Source organism: Streptomyces sp. NPDC101178 (assembly GCF_044767965.1).
Taxonomy (GTDB): Bacteria; Actinomycetota; Actinomycetes; order Streptomycetales; family Streptomycetaceae; genus Streptomyces.
This window is the reverse complement of sequence record NZ_JBIWOZ010000003.1, coordinates 189,323-205,211: the sequence shown is the minus strand read 5'-3', so window position 1 is coordinate 205,211 and position 15,889 is coordinate 189,323. Positions and strand designations below refer to the sequence as shown.

At 71.7% G+C, this 15,889-nt stretch carries 11 protein-coding genes; 6 read left to right on the top strand and 5 right to left on the bottom strand.

Features of this window, described 5'->3' with window-relative positions; translation table 11 throughout:
* Positions 1–123 precede the first annotated feature (123 nt).
* The 5 genes from hisC (at position 124) to ACIRR8_RS09390 (ending at position 9,445) form a co-directional block, all read left to right on the top strand.
* Entirely contained in the window at positions 124–1,203 is a 1,080-nt protein-coding gene (gene hisC, locus ACIRR8_RS09410) for a histidinol-phosphate transaminase (RefSeq protein WP_404061161.1), read from the top strand.
* A 274-nt stretch (positions 1,204–1,477) separates the two neighbouring features.
* Positions 1,478–2,989 (top strand): cytochrome ubiquinol oxidase subunit I, encoded by a 1,512-nt coding sequence (locus tag ACIRR8_RS09405; protein WP_404061158.1) that lies wholly within the window; start codon positions 1,478–1,480, stop codon positions 2,987–2,989.
* A gap of 18 nt (positions 2,990–3,007) precedes the next feature.
* Positions 3,008–4,009: a cytochrome d ubiquinol oxidase subunit II gene (gene cydB / locus ACIRR8_RS09400; RefSeq protein WP_404061155.1), complete on the top strand. Its 1,002-nt coding sequence runs from the start codon at positions 3,008–3,010 to the stop codon at positions 4,007–4,009.
* Between the two features lie 93 nt (positions 4,010–4,102).
* Positions 4,103–7,663 (top strand): thiol reductant ABC exporter subunit CydD, encoded by a 3,561-nt coding sequence (gene cydD, locus ACIRR8_RS09395; RefSeq protein ID WP_404061152.1) that lies wholly within the window; start codon positions 4,103–4,105, stop codon positions 7,661–7,663.
* 69 nt (positions 7,664–7,732) lie between these two features.
* Positions 7,733–9,445, top strand: coding sequence for a GAF domain-containing protein (locus ACIRR8_RS09390; protein WP_404061149.1), 1,713 nt, complete (start codon positions 7,733–7,735; stop codon positions 9,443–9,445).
* 56 nt (positions 9,446–9,501) lie between these two features.
* Here ACIRR8_RS09390 and ACIRR8_RS09385 read toward each other — a convergent pair whose 3' ends face one another.
* Positions 9,502–10,347: a Cof-type HAD-IIB family hydrolase gene (locus ACIRR8_RS09385; protein ID WP_404061146.1), complete on the bottom strand. Its 846-nt coding sequence runs from the start codon at positions 10,345–10,347 to the stop codon at positions 9,502–9,504.
* 272 nt (positions 10,348–10,619) lie between these two features.
* On the opposite strand from ACIRR8_RS09385, the gene ACIRR8_RS09380 reads away from it, so the two are divergent.
* Positions 10,620–11,540, top strand: coding sequence for an LLM class flavin-dependent oxidoreductase (locus ACIRR8_RS09380; protein WP_404061143.1), 921 nt, complete (start codon positions 10,620–10,622; stop codon positions 11,538–11,540).
* Here the strand turns inward: ACIRR8_RS09380 and ACIRR8_RS09375 are convergent.
* From ACIRR8_RS09375 to ACIRR8_RS09360, 4 genes are all read right to left on the bottom strand, one after another.
* Positions 11,530–12,072 (bottom strand): RNA 2'-phosphotransferase, encoded by a 543-nt coding sequence (locus ACIRR8_RS09375; protein WP_404061140.1) that lies wholly within the window; start codon positions 12,070–12,072, stop codon positions 11,530–11,532. The genes ACIRR8_RS09380 and ACIRR8_RS09375 overlap by 11 nt on opposite strands.
* A 148-nt stretch (positions 12,073–12,220) precedes the next feature.
* Positions 12,221–13,189, bottom strand: coding sequence for a MerR family transcriptional regulator (locus ACIRR8_RS09370; RefSeq protein WP_404061137.1), 969 nt, complete (start codon positions 13,187–13,189; stop codon positions 12,221–12,223).
* Positions 13,186–14,958: an SDR family oxidoreductase gene (locus tag ACIRR8_RS09365; RefSeq protein WP_404061134.1), complete on the bottom strand. Its 1,773-nt coding sequence runs from the start codon at positions 14,956–14,958 to the stop codon at positions 13,186–13,188. The genes ACIRR8_RS09370 and ACIRR8_RS09365 overlap by 4 nt, the downstream gene beginning before the upstream one ends.
* Positions 14,955–15,854, bottom strand: coding sequence for a M24 family metallopeptidase (locus ACIRR8_RS09360; protein ID WP_404061131.1), 900 nt, complete (start codon positions 15,852–15,854; stop codon positions 14,955–14,957). The genes ACIRR8_RS09365 and ACIRR8_RS09360 overlap by 4 nt, the downstream gene beginning before the upstream one ends.
* Positions 15,855–15,889 lie beyond the last annotated feature (35 nt).

Below are 15,889 nucleotides of genomic sequence, written 5' to 3'. Positions count from 1 at the left end.
ATTCCCGGCACTGCGGGAGATTCCGCGCCCGGGCCATTCGCAGCGGAGCCCAATCCTCATAAGGTGAGCAGTATTGATGTGTACGACGGTATGGATGTGTACGACGGTCGAGGAGGACCTGCGGTGAGCGAGACGAGCCCCAAGCTGCGCGCCGAGCTGGACGGCGTTCCCGCCTATGTGCCGGGCAAGCCCGCCGCGGCCGGCGGACCGGTCGCGTACAAGCTGTCCTCGAACGAGAATCCCTACCCGCCGCTGCCGGGGGTCCTGGAGTCGGCGCTCGCCGCGGCGGGCAGCTTCAACCGCTACCCGGACATGGCGTGCACCGGGCTGATGAACGAGTTGTCGGACCGGTTCGGTGTGCCGCTCTCGCACCTGGCGACCGGCACCGGATCGGTCGGGGTGGCGCAGCAGCTGCTCCAGGCCACCTCGGGCCCGGGTGACGAGGTCATCTACGCCTGGCGGTCCTTCGAGGCGTACCCGATCATCACGCAGGTGAGCGGCGCGACCTCGGTGAAGGTCCCGCTGACCGGCGGTGAGGTGCACGACCTCGACGCGATGGCCGCGGCGATCACCGACCGGACCCGGCTGATCTTCGTCTGCAACCCGAACAACCCGACCGGGACCGTGGTGCGCCGGGCCGAGCTGGAGCGGTTCCTGGACCGGGTGCCGAGCGATGTGCTGGTGGTGCTCGACGAGGCGTACAAGGAGTTCATCCGCGACGCCGATGTGCCCGACGGCATCGAGATCTACCGGGACCGGCCCAATGTGGCGGTGCTGCGGACCTTCTCGAAGGCGTACGGTCTCGCGGGGCTGCGGGTCGGGTTCGCCGTGGCCCATGAGCCGGTGGCCGCCGCGCTGCGGAAGACCGCCGTCCCCTTCGGCGTCAGCCAGCTCGCCCAGGACGCGGCGGTCGCCTCGCTGCGCGCCGAGGACGAGCTGCTGGGCCGGGTCGGTTCGCTGGTCTCCGAGCGGAGCCGGGTGAGCGAGGAGCTGGTGCGGCAGGGCTGGACCGTGCCGGAGTCGCACGCCAACTTCGTCTGGCTGCGGCTCGGCGAGCGGACCCTCGACTTCGCCGCCGCCTGTGAGCGGGCCGGTGTGGTGGTGCGCCCGTTCAAGGGGGAGGGTGTGCGGGTCTCGATCGGGGAGAGCGAGGGCAACGACCTCTTCCTGAAGGCGGCGGAGGCGTTCCGCGCGGAGCTCTAGCGATCCGGCGCTTCGGCGCCTGTACGGCCTGGTGGCCCCTGACCTCGTTCGGTGAGGTCAGGGGCCTTTTGCGTACGTCCAGGGGCGTGTGTGGCCGAAAGGGGTACCCCCGGCGAACGGCCCGAAAGTGTGTGCGCCATAATTGCTTGTGAATGTGAACGCGTTCACAAGCGTGCCCCGTTTAGTCCTGTGATCGGTGGGATTAAAGGGGCGGAGTGCCCGGTGTGGCCACGGCGACGTGGCGTCACCACGGCGACGTAAGGAGAAAGACGACGTGGACCTCGCTCTGGCGCCGGAGACCCTGGCGCGCTGGCAGTTCGGCATCACCACCGTCTACCACTTCCTCTTCGTTCCGCTGACGATCTCGCTCGCCGCGCTCACCGCCGGCCTGCAGACCGCCTGGGTGCGGACGAACAACGAGAAGTACCTCAGGGCCACCAAGTTCTGGGGCAAGCTCTTCCTGATCAACATCGCCATGGGTGTCGTGACGGGCATCGTCCAGGAGTTCCAGTTCGGCATGAACTGGTCCGACTACTCGCGCTTCGTCGGTGACGTCTTCGGCGCTCCGCTCGCCTTCGAGGCGCTGATCGCCTTCTTCTTCGAATCCACCTTCATCGGACTGTGGATCTTCGGCTGGGACCGGCTGCCGAAGAAGATCCACCTCGCCTGCATGTGGATGGTCTCGCTCGGCACGATCCTCTCCGCCTACTTCATCCTGGCGGCCAACTCCTGGATGCAGCATCCGGTCGGCTACCGCATCAACGAGGAGCGCGGCCGCGCCGAGCTCACCGACTTCTGGAAGGTGCTCACCCAGGACACCGCGGTGACGCAGTTCTTCCACACCATCACGGCGGCCTTCCTGGTCGGCGGGGCCTTCATGGTCGGCATCGCCGCCTTCCACCTCGCACGCAAGAAGCACATCCCGGTGATGCGGACCTCGCTGCGGCTGGGTCTGGTCACGGTCGTCATCGCCGGACTGCTCACCGCCGTCAGCGGCGACCAGCTGGCCAAGGTGATGTTCCGCCAGCAGCCGATGAAGATGGCCGCCGCCGAGGCGCTCTGGGACGGCCAGAACGGAGCGCCGTTCTCGATCTTCGCGTACGGGGATGTCAGCGAGGGCCACAACTCCGTCGAGATCTCGCTGCCCGGCGTGCTCTCCTTCCTCGCCGACAACGACCCGAACTCCTACGTACCGGGCATCAACGACATCAACAAGACGCTGGAGGAGAAGTACGGCCCCGGCGACTACCGGCCCAACATCCCGGTCGCGTTCTGGAGCTTCCGCTGGATGATCGGCTTCGGGATGGCCTCCTTCGGCCTCGGCATCCTGGGGCTCTGGCTGACCCGGCGGAAGTTCCTGCTGCCGCCGGCGCTGCGTACCGGCGAGGACGAGGTCCCGAACCTGGTCCTCTTCCGGAACAAGGCGCTCAGCCCGAAGTTCGCCAAGCTCTACTGGCTCACCGCGCTCTGGACCCTGCTCTTCCCGCTCATCGCCAACTCCTGGGGCTGGATCTTCACCGAGATGGGCCGCCAGCCGTGGGTGGTCTACGGAGTGCTCCAGACCCGCGACGGCGTCTCCCCCGGCGTATCGCAGGGCGAGATCCTCACCTCGATGATCCTCTTCACCCTCCTCTACGCCGCGCTCGCGGTCGTCGAGGTCAAGCTGCTCGTGAAGTACATCAAGGCCGGGCCGCCGGAGCTCACCGAGTCCGACCTCAACCCGCCCACCCGGATCAACGGCCACGACGACGAAGACGCCGACCGGCCCATGGCCTTCTCGTACTGAGAGCACAGGAGCTGAGAGATGGAACTCCACGACATCTGGTTCGTGCTCATCGCCGTCCTCTGGATCGGCTACTTCTTCCTGGAGGGATTCGACTTCGGCATCGGGGTCCTCACCAAGCTGCTCGCCCGCGACCGCAAGGAGCGGCGGGTCCTCATCAACACGATCGGGCCCGTCTGGGACGGCAACGAGGTCTGGCTGCTCAGTGCGGGCGGCGCGACCTTCGCCGCCTTCCCCGAGTGGTACGCCACCCTGTTCTCCGGCTTCTACCTGCCGCTGCTGATCATCCTGCTCTGCCTGATCGTGCGCGGCGTCGCCTTCGAGTACCGGGCCAAGCGGACCGGTGAGCGGTGGCAGACGAACTGGGAGAACGCCATCTTCTGGACCTCGATGATCCCGGCGGTGCTGTGGGGTGTGGCCTTCGGGAACATCGTGCGCGGGGTGAAGATCGACGCCGACATGGAGTACGTCGGCACCTTCGTCGACCTGCTGAACCCGTACGCGATCCTCGGCGGGCTCGTCACGCTCTCCCTCTTCACCTTCCACGGTGCGGTGTTCGCCGCGCTCAAGACGGCCGGGGACATCCGGGTACGGGCGCGCTCGCTGGCGCTGAAGCTGGGTCTGGCCACGGCGGTGCTGGCGCTGGGCTTCCTGCTCTGGACCCAGGCCGCGAGCGGTGACCGCTGGAGCCTGGCGGCGCTGATCGTGGCGGTGGTGGCGCTGGTGGCGGCGATCGGAGCCATCGCCAAGGGCCGAGAGGGCTGGTCGTTCACGTTCTCGGGGCTGACGATCGTGGCGGCGGTGGGGATGCTGTTCCTGACGCTCTTCCCGAACGTCATGCCGTCCTCGCTGAACGAGGCCTGGAACCTCACGGTCACCAACGCCTCCTCCACGCCGTACACGCTGAAGATCATGACCTGGTGCGCCGGTATCGCCACACCGATGGTGCTGCTGTACCAGAGCTGGACGTACTGGGTGTTCCGCAAGCGGATCGGCACCCAGCACATCGCGGACGCGCACTGATCCGTACCGGCCCCGCCGGGCCGTGTTTCACGTGAAACACGGCCCAGTTCGCTCCACTGACCCTGCTGATCCCGCTGCTGGGGGATGTTTCACGTGAAACCGATCGACCCGCGTCTCGTGCGGTACGCCCGGGCCACCCGCTTCTTCCTGGCGGCCGTGGTGGGCCTCGGACTGGTCGGCGCCGCGCTGGTGATCGCCCAGGCGATGCTCATCGCGGAGATCGTGGTGGGCGGATTCGAGGACGGACTGACCGTCACCCAGCTCCGCACGCCGCTGTTCCTGCTCGCGGCCGTTGCCGTCGGCCGCGCCCTGGTCGCCTGGCTCACCGAGCTGGCGGCCCACCGGGCGAGCGCGGCGGTCAAGTCCGAGCTGCGCGGCCGGCTCCTGGAGCGGGCCGCCCAGCTCGGACCCGGCTGGCTGAGCGGTCAGCGCACCGGCTCGCTGGTGGCGCTGGCGACCCGTGGCGTGGACGCGCTCGACGACTACTTCGCGCGCTATCTGCCGCAGCTCGGGCTCGCGGTCGTCGTGCCGGTGGCGGTGCTGGCCCGGATCGTCACCGAGGACTGGGTCTCGGCGGCCATCATCGTGGTCACGCTGCCGCTCATCCCGCTCTTCATGATCCTGATCGGCTGGGCCACCCAGTCCCGGATGGACCGGCAATGGCAGCTGCTCTCCCGGCTCTCCGGCCACTTCCTGGACGTCGTCGCCGGACTGCCGACGCTCAAGGTCTTCGGCCGCGCCAAGGCGCAGGCGGAGTCGATCCGCACGATCACCTCCGACTACCGCCGGGCCACCCTGCGCACCCTGCGGATCGCCTTTCTCTCCTCGTTCGCCCTGGAACTGCTCGCGACCCTGTCCGTCGCGCTCGTCGCCGTCACCATAGGGATGCGGCTGGTGCACGGGGAACTCGACCTCTACACCGGTCTGGTGGTCCTGATCCTGGCCCCGGAGGCGTATCTGCCGATCCGGCAGGTCGGGGCGCAGTACCACGCGGCGGCGGAGGGGCTCTCGGCCGCCGAGGAGATCTTCGCGGTCCTGGAGACCGAGCCCCGGGCCGGCGGCACCGAGGACGTCCCGGACTCGACGCGCCTGGAGCTGGAGGGCGTGACCGTACGCCACGAGGGCCGCACCGACCCGTCGCTGGACGCCGCCTCGCTCACCGTCGAGCCGGGGGAGACCGTCGCCCTGGTCGGCCCGAGCGGCGTCGGCAAGTCGACCCTGCTGAACGTGGTCCTGGGGTTCGCCGTACCCGACGAGGGACACGTCCGGGTCGGCGGCCGGGACCTCTCGGAGCTGGACCTGGAGCAGTGGCGGAGCCGGATCGCCTGGGTCCCGCAGCGCCCGCACCTCTTCGCGGGCACGATCGAGGAGAACGTCCGCCTCGCCCGGCCCGGCGCCGACGACGAGGCGGTGACGGCGGCGCTGCGCGAGGCGGGTGCGTACGACTTCGTCGCGGAGCTGCCCGACCGGGAGCGGACCCTGCTCGGTGAGGACGGGGCCGGGCTCTCCGCCGGTCAGCGCCAGCGCCTCGCCCTGGCCCGCGCGTTCCTGGCCGACCGGCCGCTGCTGCTCCTGGACGAGCCGACCGCGAGCCTGGACGGCGAGACGGAGGCGGGGATCGTCGAGGCGGTACGGAGGCTGGCGGCGGGCCGGACCGTGCTCCTGGTCGTCCACCGCCCGGCGCTGCTCGCGGTGGCGGACCGGGTGGTGACGCTGGAGCCGCGCGAGGCGGACGCCTCCGTGCCCGCCACGACCGATGCGCCCGGCCTGCCCGTTCCGCAGCCCCTCGCGGGCGGTGAGCCGCTGGACGCGCGGCGCCCCGGGGACGTACTGGAGGCGGCGGACCTGCTGGAGCCCGGGGACGTACGGGAGGCCGCGACCGAGGTGCTGCGGGAGACCGACGCGCGCTCCGGACGGATCCTGGCCCGGGTCCGGGAGGCGGCGGGCGCTCAGCGCGGGCAGCTGGCCCTGGCACTGCTGCTCGGCAGCCTCGCCGTCGGGTCGGCCGTCGGGCTCATGGCCGTCTCCGGCTGGCTGATCTCCCGCGCCTCCGAACAGCCGCCGGTGCTGTACCTGATGATGGCCGTCACCGCCACGCGCGCCTTCGGCATCGGCCGGGCGGTCTTCCGGTACGCGGAGCGCCTCGTCTCCCACGACGCCGTGCTCAAGCTGCTCGCCGAACTGCGGGTGGCGGTCTACCGGGGCCTCGAACGCGTAGCCCCCGCCGGGCTGCGCACGGTCCGCCGGGGCGACCTGCTCTCCCGGCTCGTCGCCGACGTGGACGCGCTCCAGGACTACTGGCTGCGCTGGCTGCTGCCCGCCGGGACCGCGCTCACCGTCTCCGCGGCCGCCGCCGGGTTCACCGGCTGGCTGCTGCCCGAGGCGGGCGTGATCCTGGCGGTCGGGCTGCTGGCCGCCGGGGTCGGTGTGCCGCTGGTCAGCGGTGGAGTCGCCCGCCGTACGGAGCGTCAACTGGCGCCCGCCCGGGCCGCCCTGGCCACCCGGGTCACCGACCTCCTCGGCGGAACGGCCGAGCTGACCGTCGCCGGGGCGCTCCCGGCCCGGCAGGCCCACATGCGGTCCGCCGACACCCTGCTGACCCGGATCGCCTCCCGCGCGGCCACCGCCACGGCCCTCGGCGGCGGGCTCTCCGCCCTGGTCTGCGGGCTCACCGTGGTGGCCGCCGCGTCCGTCGCCGTCCCCGCCGTGAACGACGGCCGGCTCTCCGGCGTCGCGCTCGCGGTGGTGGTGCTCACCCCGCTCGCCGCCTTCGAGGCCGTCGCCGGGATGCCGCTCGCGGTCCAGTACCGCCAACGGGTGCTGCGGAGCGCCGAGCGCGTGTACGAGGTGCTCGACGCCCCCGTCCCCGTACGGGAGCCCGCGGCCCCGGCCGGTGCGCCCGCCTCGCCGTTCCCGCTGGAGGTGCGAGGTCTCTCGGCCCGCTACCCGGGGGCCGACCGTGACGCCCTGGAGTCGCTCGACCTCACCCTGGTGCCCGGCCGCCGGATCGCGGTCGTCGGCCCTTCCGGCTCCGGCAAGACGACGCTCGCGCAGGTCCTCCTCCGCTTCCTGGACGCCTCCTCTGGGACGTACCGCATCGGCGGTGTGGAGGCGGCCGGCCTGGACGGCGACACCGTACGGCGCTCCGTCGGCCTGTGTGCCCAGGACGCCCACGTCTTCGACAGCTCCATCCGGGAGAACCTGCGCCTCGCCCGTACCGGCGCGACCGACGCCGAGCTGGACGACGCGCTCTCCCGGGCCCGGCTGCTGGAGTGGGTCCGCTCGCTCCCGGAGGGGCTCGACACCCCGGTGGGTGAGCACGGCGCCCGGCTCTCCGGCGGCCAGCGCCAGCGCCTGGCCCTGGCCCGGGCGCTGCTGGCCGACTTCCCCGTCCTCGTCCTGGACGAGCCGGCCGAGCACCTCGACCTGGCGACCGCCGACGCGCTCACCGCCGACCTGCTGGCGGCCACCGAAGGGCGGACGACCGTCCTGATCACCCACCGGCTGGCCGGGGTCGCGGCGGTCGACGAGGTGCTGGTGCTGGAGGCGGGCCGGGTGGCGCAGCGCGGACCGTACGCGGAGCTGGCGGCGGGGGAAGGGCCGCTGCGCCGGATGCTGGAGCGGGAGAAGGAGACGCTGGAGGTGGCCGCGTGAGCCTCCGTGGACGCCTGTGGAAGGAAAACCCGACTTTCCTCCCTAATCGCCACTAACTAGGCTCGGTCCATGGCAGAGCCGGAGCCGGACCCGCAGGACTCACTCGATGCCGCCACGCAGGCCGCCCGCAGCCTGCAAGGCCTCTCCACCGAGCTGACCGCCCGGGTCCCGCAGCTCCTGGAGGCGATGCGTTCGGTCGGCACGGGGCTGGAGCTGCACTCCACCCTCGACCGGATCTGCGCGACCGCCGCCGAGCTCGCCCATGCCCGGTTCGCCGCCATCGGCGTCGTCGACGAGACGGGCGAGGGGCTCTCCGACTTCGTCACCCACGGCGTCCCGGACGAGGTCGCGCGGGCGATCGGGCGCAGACCCGACGGCCACCGTGGCCTGCTGGGCGCGCTGATCCACGACCCCGACCCCGTGAAGCTGGCCGACCTCACCGGTGATCCGCGCTCGGCCGGATTCCCGCCGGGTCATCCCCGGATGCGGAGCTTCCTCGGCGTACCGATCCGGGTCCAGGGCGAGGTCTTCGGCAACCTCTACCTGACCGAGAAGCGGGACGGCGATGAGTTCAGCGACTCCGACCTGCACATGGTGCGGGTGCTCGCCACCGAGGCCGGGATCGCCATCGGCAACGCTCGGCTGTACGAGGCGGCGCGCCAGCGGGAGCGCTGGATCGACGGTTCGGTGGCGGTGACCACCGCTCTCCTCTCGGGCGGGGACGCCGACGACGCGCTCTCCGTGGTCGCCGAACAGGCCCGCCACCTCGCCGACTCCGCCGCCGGGATCGTGCTGCTGCCCACCGGGGACGGCGGGCTGGAGATCGTCGCCGTCTCCGCCGACGACCCCTCGTCCTCGCTCGGAGTGATCATCCCGGCCCGCTCCACGGTGGCGGCGAAACTGCTGGCGGGCGAGGCGGTCTTCATCGACGACTCGGCCGCCGACAGCCGGATGGTCACCAGGCTGGCCGGACTCTACGGGCCCAGCATGCTGCTGCCGCTGCAGAGCGGCGGCCGGGTGCTCGGCGCCCTGGCGACGCCCCGGGCACGCGGAGCGCGTCCGTTCAGCCGGACCGAGCGGACGCTGGCCACCCAGTTCGCCTCGCAGGCGGCCCTCGCGCTGATGATGGCCGAGGCGCAGCGCGACCGGGAGCGGCTCGCGGTCTACGAGGACCGCGACCGGATCGCCCGCGACCTCCACGACCTCGTCATCCAGCGGCTGTTCGCCACCGGGATGATGCTGGAGAGCGCCCAGCGCGGGTCGGTGGTCCCGGAGGTGCGGTCCGGGGTGGGCCGGGCGGTCGACGAGCTGGACGTGACCATCCAGGAGATCCGTACCGCCATCTTCGCGCTCCAGCAGGAACCGGCCGAGGCCCCGTCGGGGCTCCGCACCCGCGTCCTGCGGGAGATCAACATGGCGGCGGTCCCGCTCGGCTTCAAGCCCTCGCACCGTTTCCTGGGCGCGGTGGACGCGCTCGTCGGCGAGCTGACCGGCAAGAACCTGGTCGCCGCGCTCCGCGAGGCGCTGTCCAACGCGTTCCGCCACGCCGGGGCCTCGGTGATCGACGTGGTCGTCGACGCCACGGCCACCCTGCCGGACGGGCGGGGCGCGGTGCGCCTGTCGGTGGCCGACGACGGGGTGGGCATCCCGGAGGGCGGGCGCCGCAGCGGTCTGCGGAACCTGGCCCGCCGGGCGGAGTCGCTGGGCGGGGCGAGCTGGTTCGGGCCGGGGATCGGGGAGGACGGGGGCGGGACGACGGTGGTGTGGGAGGCGCCGCTCTGAGCTTCGGGGGGCGGCCGGCTTCAGGGGAGCCGCTGTGGGCCCGGCGATGCGTGCGGTCAGCGGGTGGCGAGGATCCGCTCGATGACCACGGCCACGCCGTCCTCCTCGTTGGTGAGGGTCTGCCCGGAGGCGGCGGCCAGCGCGGCGGGGTGGGCGTTGCCCATCGCGTACGAGGCTCCGGCCCAGCTGAGCATCTCGACGTCGTTCGGCATGTCCCCGAAGGCGACCACCTCGGTGGGCGCGATGCCGCGCTCCTCGCAACAGGCGGCGAGCGTACTGGCCTTGGAGACGCCGAGCCCGCTGACCTCCAGGAGCGCGGAGGGGCTGGACCGGGTGATGGAGGCCCGCTCGCCGGCCGCCGTACGGGCCAGGGCGAGGAAGGCGTCCGGCGGCATCTCGGTGTGGTGGGCGAGGAGCTTGAGTACGGGAGCGCCGCCGCCCGGCACGTCCTCGTGCAGCAGCTTCTCCGCGATGGCTACGGTGGCGCCCGGGTCCAGGTGGAAGGGCGGGTAGGCCGGCTCGTAGTGGATGCCGGTGGTCAGCTCGACGGCGAAGGAGGTGCCGGGGGCGACATCGCGCAGCGTATGCACGACGTGCAGGGCGGCCTCGCGCTCCAGCGCGCGTACGGTGAGCAGCTCGCGGTCCGCCCGCAGATCGGTGACCACGGCGCCGTTCGCGCAGATCGCCAGCCCGTGGCCCTGCACATGGTCGCTGACGACGCCCATCCAGCGGGCCGGCCTGCCGGTGACGAAGAGGACCTCGATCCCGGCCTCCTCGGCCGCCGCGAGAGCGGCGACGGTACGCGCGGAGAGCGTCTTGTCGTCGCGCAGCAGGGTGCCGTCCAGGTCGGTCGCGATCAGCCGGGTCACGGCAGGCAGAGGCGCATCGGTAGCTGAGGTCACCTCGCCATTCTCGCCCACCGGAGTGCACGTGCGTGCGGAGGGGCGCACATTTGAGTGGGTGCGCCCCTGAGCTGCGGAACATTCCCCAGGCATATGCCAAGGGTTCAGGTGGGCGCGACAGGCCTTCCCCGAGCGCTCGGGGAAGGCACCAGCGCCTTGACCGTCCACGAGCAGGTTCCCGTGGCCGAGGCGGACTCCACCGGTTCGATGCGGAGGCGGGCGAAGGCGTGCGGCGGTGCGCCACCGCCTGGGCCTCTCGTAGGGTCGTCCTCATGCGACTGAGCACTGTGATCCTGCCGATCGACCGCTGGCACGAAGGGGGCCGCGACGCGTGGGCGCGCGCCGAGGAGCTGGGCTTCCACACCGCCTACACCTACGACCACCTGTCCTGGCGGAGCTTCCGCGACCGTACGTGGTTCGGCGCGCTCCCCACGCTCACCGCCGCCGCGACGACCACGAGCCGGCTGCGCCTCGGCACGCTGGTCACCTCGCCGAACTTCCGCCACCCCGTGACCCTGGCCAAGGAGCTGATCTCGCTGGACGACATCTCCGGTGGCCGGATCACCCTCGGCATCGGCGCAGGTGGCAGCGGGTTCGACGCCACGGCGCTGGGCCAGGAGGCGTGGACCCCGAAGGAGCGTGCCGACCGGTTCGGCGAGTTCGTCCCGCTCCTGGACCGGCTGCTCACCGAGGACGCGGTGACCCAGCACGGAACGCACTACTCTGCCGTCGAGGCCCGCAACATCCCGGGCTGCGTCCAGCGCCCCCGGCTGCCCTTCGCGGTCGCCGCGACCGGCCCGCGCGGGCTGCGGCTGGCCGCCCGCCACGGGCAGGCGTGGGTCACCACCGGCGACCCGAAGCTGTACGAGAGCGGCACCCCCGAGCAGTCGGTGGAGGCGCTCCGCGAGCAGAGCGAGAAGCTCGCCGCCGCCTGCGAGGAGACCGGCCGGGACGCCTCCGGACTGGACCGGATCCTGCTCACCGGCTTCACCCCCGACCGCAACACCCCGCTGGAGTCGGTGGACGCCTTCGTCGACTTCGCCGGCCGCCACGCGGAGCTCGGGTTCACCGAGATCGCCGTCCACGCCCCGATCCCGGACTCCGACTTCGACACCGATCCGGCCGTCTACGAGCGCATCGCGACGGAGGCGCTTGCCCAACTGGGCGGACGGCCGGGAGGGTTCACTCCCTGAGCAGCAGGAACTCCGGCGGTACGGCGTCGGCGAGCCAGACCCCGTTGGCGCTGACCCGGAACACCTGGCCGGCACGGTGCATGGCGCCCGCGTCGACCGTGAGGACCAGGGGGCGGCCGCGCCGGGCGCCGACCCGGGTGGCCGTCTCGCGGTCGGGGGAGAGGTGGACGTGGTGGCGGGCCATGGGGCGCAGGCCCTCGGCCTGGATCGCGTCCAGCGCCTGGGCCACCGTGCCGTGGTAGAGGTACGCCGGCGGCTCCGCGGGCGGCAGGTCCAGGTCGACGGTGACGGTGTGGCCCTGGTTGGCACGGATGCGGTCGCCGTCCACGGCGAAGCGCCGCTTGTCGTTGACCGTGACGACGTGGTCGAACTCGGCCCGGCTGATGGCGAAGCCGTGGAGGGCCGCCGCGCTCAGCAGCGTCTCGACGCCCACCCAGCCGTTGTCGTCGAGGGTGATGCCGATGCGCTCCGGCTGGTGCCGCAGATGTTTCGAGAGGTACTTGGATACCTTGACGGTGCGTCGCTCGTCCATTCCGCCAGAGTGCCCGTGCGCGGTTCATCGGTGCATCCGGATTTCCTACAGGCTTCTTTTCGTCTTTCCTCGCACCGATGTTTGATCCACAGCCAACTCGACTTATCCACAGGCTATTTGACAACTCTGTGGACAACTGGCTGGCAATTTAACCCTTTTCATCAACTTTGTTGGTTCTTGAGTGATATGAAGCGAGTGCGTCCAAAGCGCGTGCCTGCACCTCGCGTTCGGCGGCCGTCGCGATGAAGGCCGCGACCTGCTCTGCACCAACCAGGTCCTGTACGGCCTGCGTTGTCCGGGCCGGCAGGAGCACCGGACGGCTTTCGCTCCCCGCGATGGTGCTCTCCTGGGCCCCGAGGTGGTGATGCAGATGCCGGGTGGCGAACATCCGCATCGCACGGGCCAGTTCGGCATCCACCGTCTGCTGTGCCAGCGGCCGCAGCCGGCGCACCATCGACGCCGCCTCCGCCGCGTCGGAGTCGGTGGGCGGCCGGTGTCCCAGATAGCGGGCGAAGACGTGCTCGGTGGTGAACTCCAGGAAGCGGGAGGCTATGTGCTCGACCTGGCCGCGAAGTTCCTTGAGGTGGGAGGAGATCGCGAGCAGCGGGACGCCGGCCGCGTGCAACTCGACTGCCACCGCCAGCTCTTGCGGGCTCGGTACGAGGAACTCGTCGGCCTTGCCCGGGACGCGCTCCAGCACGCCGAGCGCCACCGCCTCCGCGATCGCCTCGTCGTCCTGCGTGCCGCCGAACTTCGCGTCCAGCTCCGTTCGGGTGATCCGGTCCGCCTCCTCGTCGGTCCAGGGCCCGTGCACCTCGGCGACCAGGCCGAGCACGCCGCCCAGCCCCCGCCCCGCGTCCCACGCCTCCAGCAACTCCTTGATGCTGGCCAGGGTGTAGCCGCGCTCCAGCAGGTCCGCGATCTGGAGCAGCCGGGCCAGGTGTGCCTCCCCGTACACATTGGCCCGACCGCGCCGCTCCGGCGTCGGCAGCAGCCCCCGGTCCTGATACCCCCTGATCGTGCGCACCGTGGCCCCGCTGGCATGGGCCAGATCCTCGATCCGGTACTCGGCGGTGCCGCCGCCCGCCGCGGTACCTCCCGCCTCCCGCCCGCTCACAGCGGCGGCTTCACTCGGGCGAGCCGCCGCAGCGCCCCGGGGCTGACCCGCGAGAGCAGCCGGGCGCCGCGCGCCTCCGGGGTCACCGGCACCACGGCGCGGTTGCGGACGACCGCCTCCAGGATCGCGTCGGCGACCTTCTCGGGCGGGTAGTTGCGGCGGCCGTAGAGCCGGGTGGCCTTCTTCTGCCGCCGCTGCTCCTCCGCCGCGTCGGTCCCGGCGAACCGGGTGGTGGCGGTGATGTTGGTGCTGACGATGCCGGGGCATATGGCGCTCACCCCGATCGACTTCTCCGCCAGCTCGGCCCGCAGGCACTCGCTCAGCATCAGCACGGCCGCCTTCGACGTGCTGTACGCGGGCAGAGCGCGGGAGGGCTGAAAGGCCGCGGCCGAGGCGGTGTTGACGATATGGCCGCCCTGGCCCCGCTCGGCCATCTGCCCGCCGAAGATCCGGCAGCCGTGGATGACGCCCCAGAGATTGACGTCGAGGACCCTCTTCCACTCCTCGCTGGTGGTCTCCAGGAAGGAGCCGGAGAGGCCGATCCCGGCGTTGTTGACCAGGACGTCGACGGTGCCGTACTCGGTGGCGACCTTCTCGGCGAGCTTCTCCATCGCCGCCTCGTCGCTGACGTCGACCGCCTCGCCCCAGGCCGCCGGCGCCCCGACCAGCCGGGCCAGCTCCGCCGTCCTGGCGGCCCCTTCCGCGTCGAGGTCGACGGCCACCACCCGGGCGCCGGCCTCGGCGAACGCGAACGCCGTGGCCCGCCCGATCCCGGAGGCGGCACCCGTGACCAGCACCAGCTGACCGCCGAACCGCTCCGCGTACGGCCCCTTCGCCGCGGGCGGGTGCGCGGTCAAGCCCTCCTGGCCGCCCGTCTCGTTGGCGGCGGCGAACTCGCCGATCCACGCCGCCAGCTGGTCGGGCCGGGTCCGCGGCACCCAGTGCTTGGCCGGCAGCGACCGGCGTACCAGACGGGGAGCCCACTGCTCCAGGCCGTCGTAGAGCCGCTCGGAGAGGAAGGAGTCGCCGGTCGGTGTGATGAGCTGGACCGGCGCGTGGGCGTAGGCGTCGGCGCGCGGCCTGGACAGCCGGGCGCGGACGTTGTCCCGGTAGAGCCAGGCACCGTGGGCCGCGTCGTCCGGCAGAGAGGCGGTCGGGTAGCCGCCGGCGGGCACCTTCTCCAGCCGCTGGAGGATGCCGGGCCACCGCTTGCCGAGCGGCCCGCGCCAGGCCAGCTCCGGCAGCACCGGCGTATGGAGCATGTACACATACCAGGACTTGGCGCCCTGGCCCAGCAGTTGGCCGACCCGGCGTGGGGTCGGCCGGGCCATCCGCTGCTTGATCCAGTGGCCGAAGTGGTCCAGGGACGGGCCGGACATCGAGGTGAAGGAGGCGATCCGTCCCTCGGTCCGTCCGACCGTGACGAACTCCCAGGACTGGACGGACCCCCAGTCGTGCCCCACCACATGGACCGGCCGGTCCGGGCTGACGGCGTCGATCACCGCGAGGAAGTCGTCGGTCAGCTTCTCCAGCGTGAAGCCACCGCGCAGCGGCTTGGGCGCCGTCGACCTGCCGTGGCCCCGGACGTCGTACAGCACGACGTGCCACTGCTCGGCCAGCCGCACGGCGACATCCGACCAGACCTCCTTGCTGTCCGGGTATCCGTGGACCAGCACCACCGTCGGCCGGTCCCCGTCCCCCAGCTCGGCGACGCACAGCTCGACGCCACCCGTACGTACCCTGCGCTCGCGCGCTCCCGGCAGATTCACGCCGCCACCCTCTCCTCGGCCCAGCGCCGCACATGCGGCAGATCGTCGTCCAGCCAGAAGGCGCTCTGCTCGGGGTCCTCGGAGTCGGTGACGACCAGGATCTCCTCGAACTTCGCGCCCGTACCCCGGAATCCGAGGTGCGGTTCGACCGCCCACAGCCCGGGCCGCGGTGGATGGTCGGAGAAGCGGTACGGGCTCCACAGCGGCGACCAGCCGTCCCGGTGGCCGTGCACCGCGTCGCTCAGCAGCCCCTTGAGCGACTGCGTACCGAACCCGAACACGCTGGGGGACCAACGCCGTTCGGGGACGCGGTCCACCTTGTGGGCGATCACGCCGAAGGGGTAGGCGCGGTGCCGGTTGGCGTATCCCTGCGTGGCCATGAGGCGTTCGACGTCCTCGTAGATCTCGCGGAGCGAACGGCGCTCGCGCACCTGGCGCAGGATCAGTTCGCGGTGCGCCTCCAGGTCGGCGAGGAGCTTGTCGTGGAGCGGATCGAGGCCGAGGCAGCCGGAATACCCGATGTCCGCGGTGTAGCCCTGATACACCGGTGCCATGTCGAGGATGAACGGCATGCCCGGCTCCAGCTTCCGGTCCGTCGGGAAGAACTGGAGTGGAATCCTGAACCCGGCGAACGCCGTCCGGTCGCCGAACCAGGCGAACGGCAGGTGGAACCAGTCCCGTACGCCCCGCTCGCGCAGCCACACCCGCTGCATCCGGGCCGCCTCGCGCTCGGTCACCCCCGGTCTGAGCTGACCGGCGACGGCCTCCGCGCAGGCGTAGGCGAGGCGCTGCACCTCCCGGAACCCGCGCAGCTCCGAGGCAGTGGATCCCGGCAGTGTCCGGGCCCTCAACCCTCGTACTTCCGGGGCGTTTTCGTCCTGCGCTGCCGCGACCATGCCACCGTCCGTTCCCTGCCGTGTGCGGTACGTGC

Bases quoted from the DNA above. Each gene is read 5' to 3' on its own strand.
- cydB (WP_404061155.1), top strand. From the start codon at position 3,008: ATGGAACTCCACGACATCTGGTTCGTGCTCATCGCCGTCCTCTGGATC.
- ACIRR8_RS09390 (WP_404061149.1), top strand. From the start codon at position 7,733: ATGGCAGAGCCGGAGCCGGACCCGCAGGACTCACTCGATGCCGCCACG.
- ACIRR8_RS09380 (WP_404061143.1), top strand. From the start codon at position 10,620: ATGCGACTGAGCACTGTGATCCTGCCGATCGACCGCTGGCACGAAGGG.
- ACIRR8_RS09375 (WP_404061140.1), bottom strand. From the start codon at position 12,072: ATGGACGAGCGACGCACCGTCAAGGTATCCAAGTACCTCTCGAAACAT.
- ACIRR8_RS09360 (WP_404061131.1), bottom strand. From the start codon at position 15,854: ATGGTCGCGGCAGCGCAGGACGAAAACGCCCCGGAAGTACGAGGGTTG.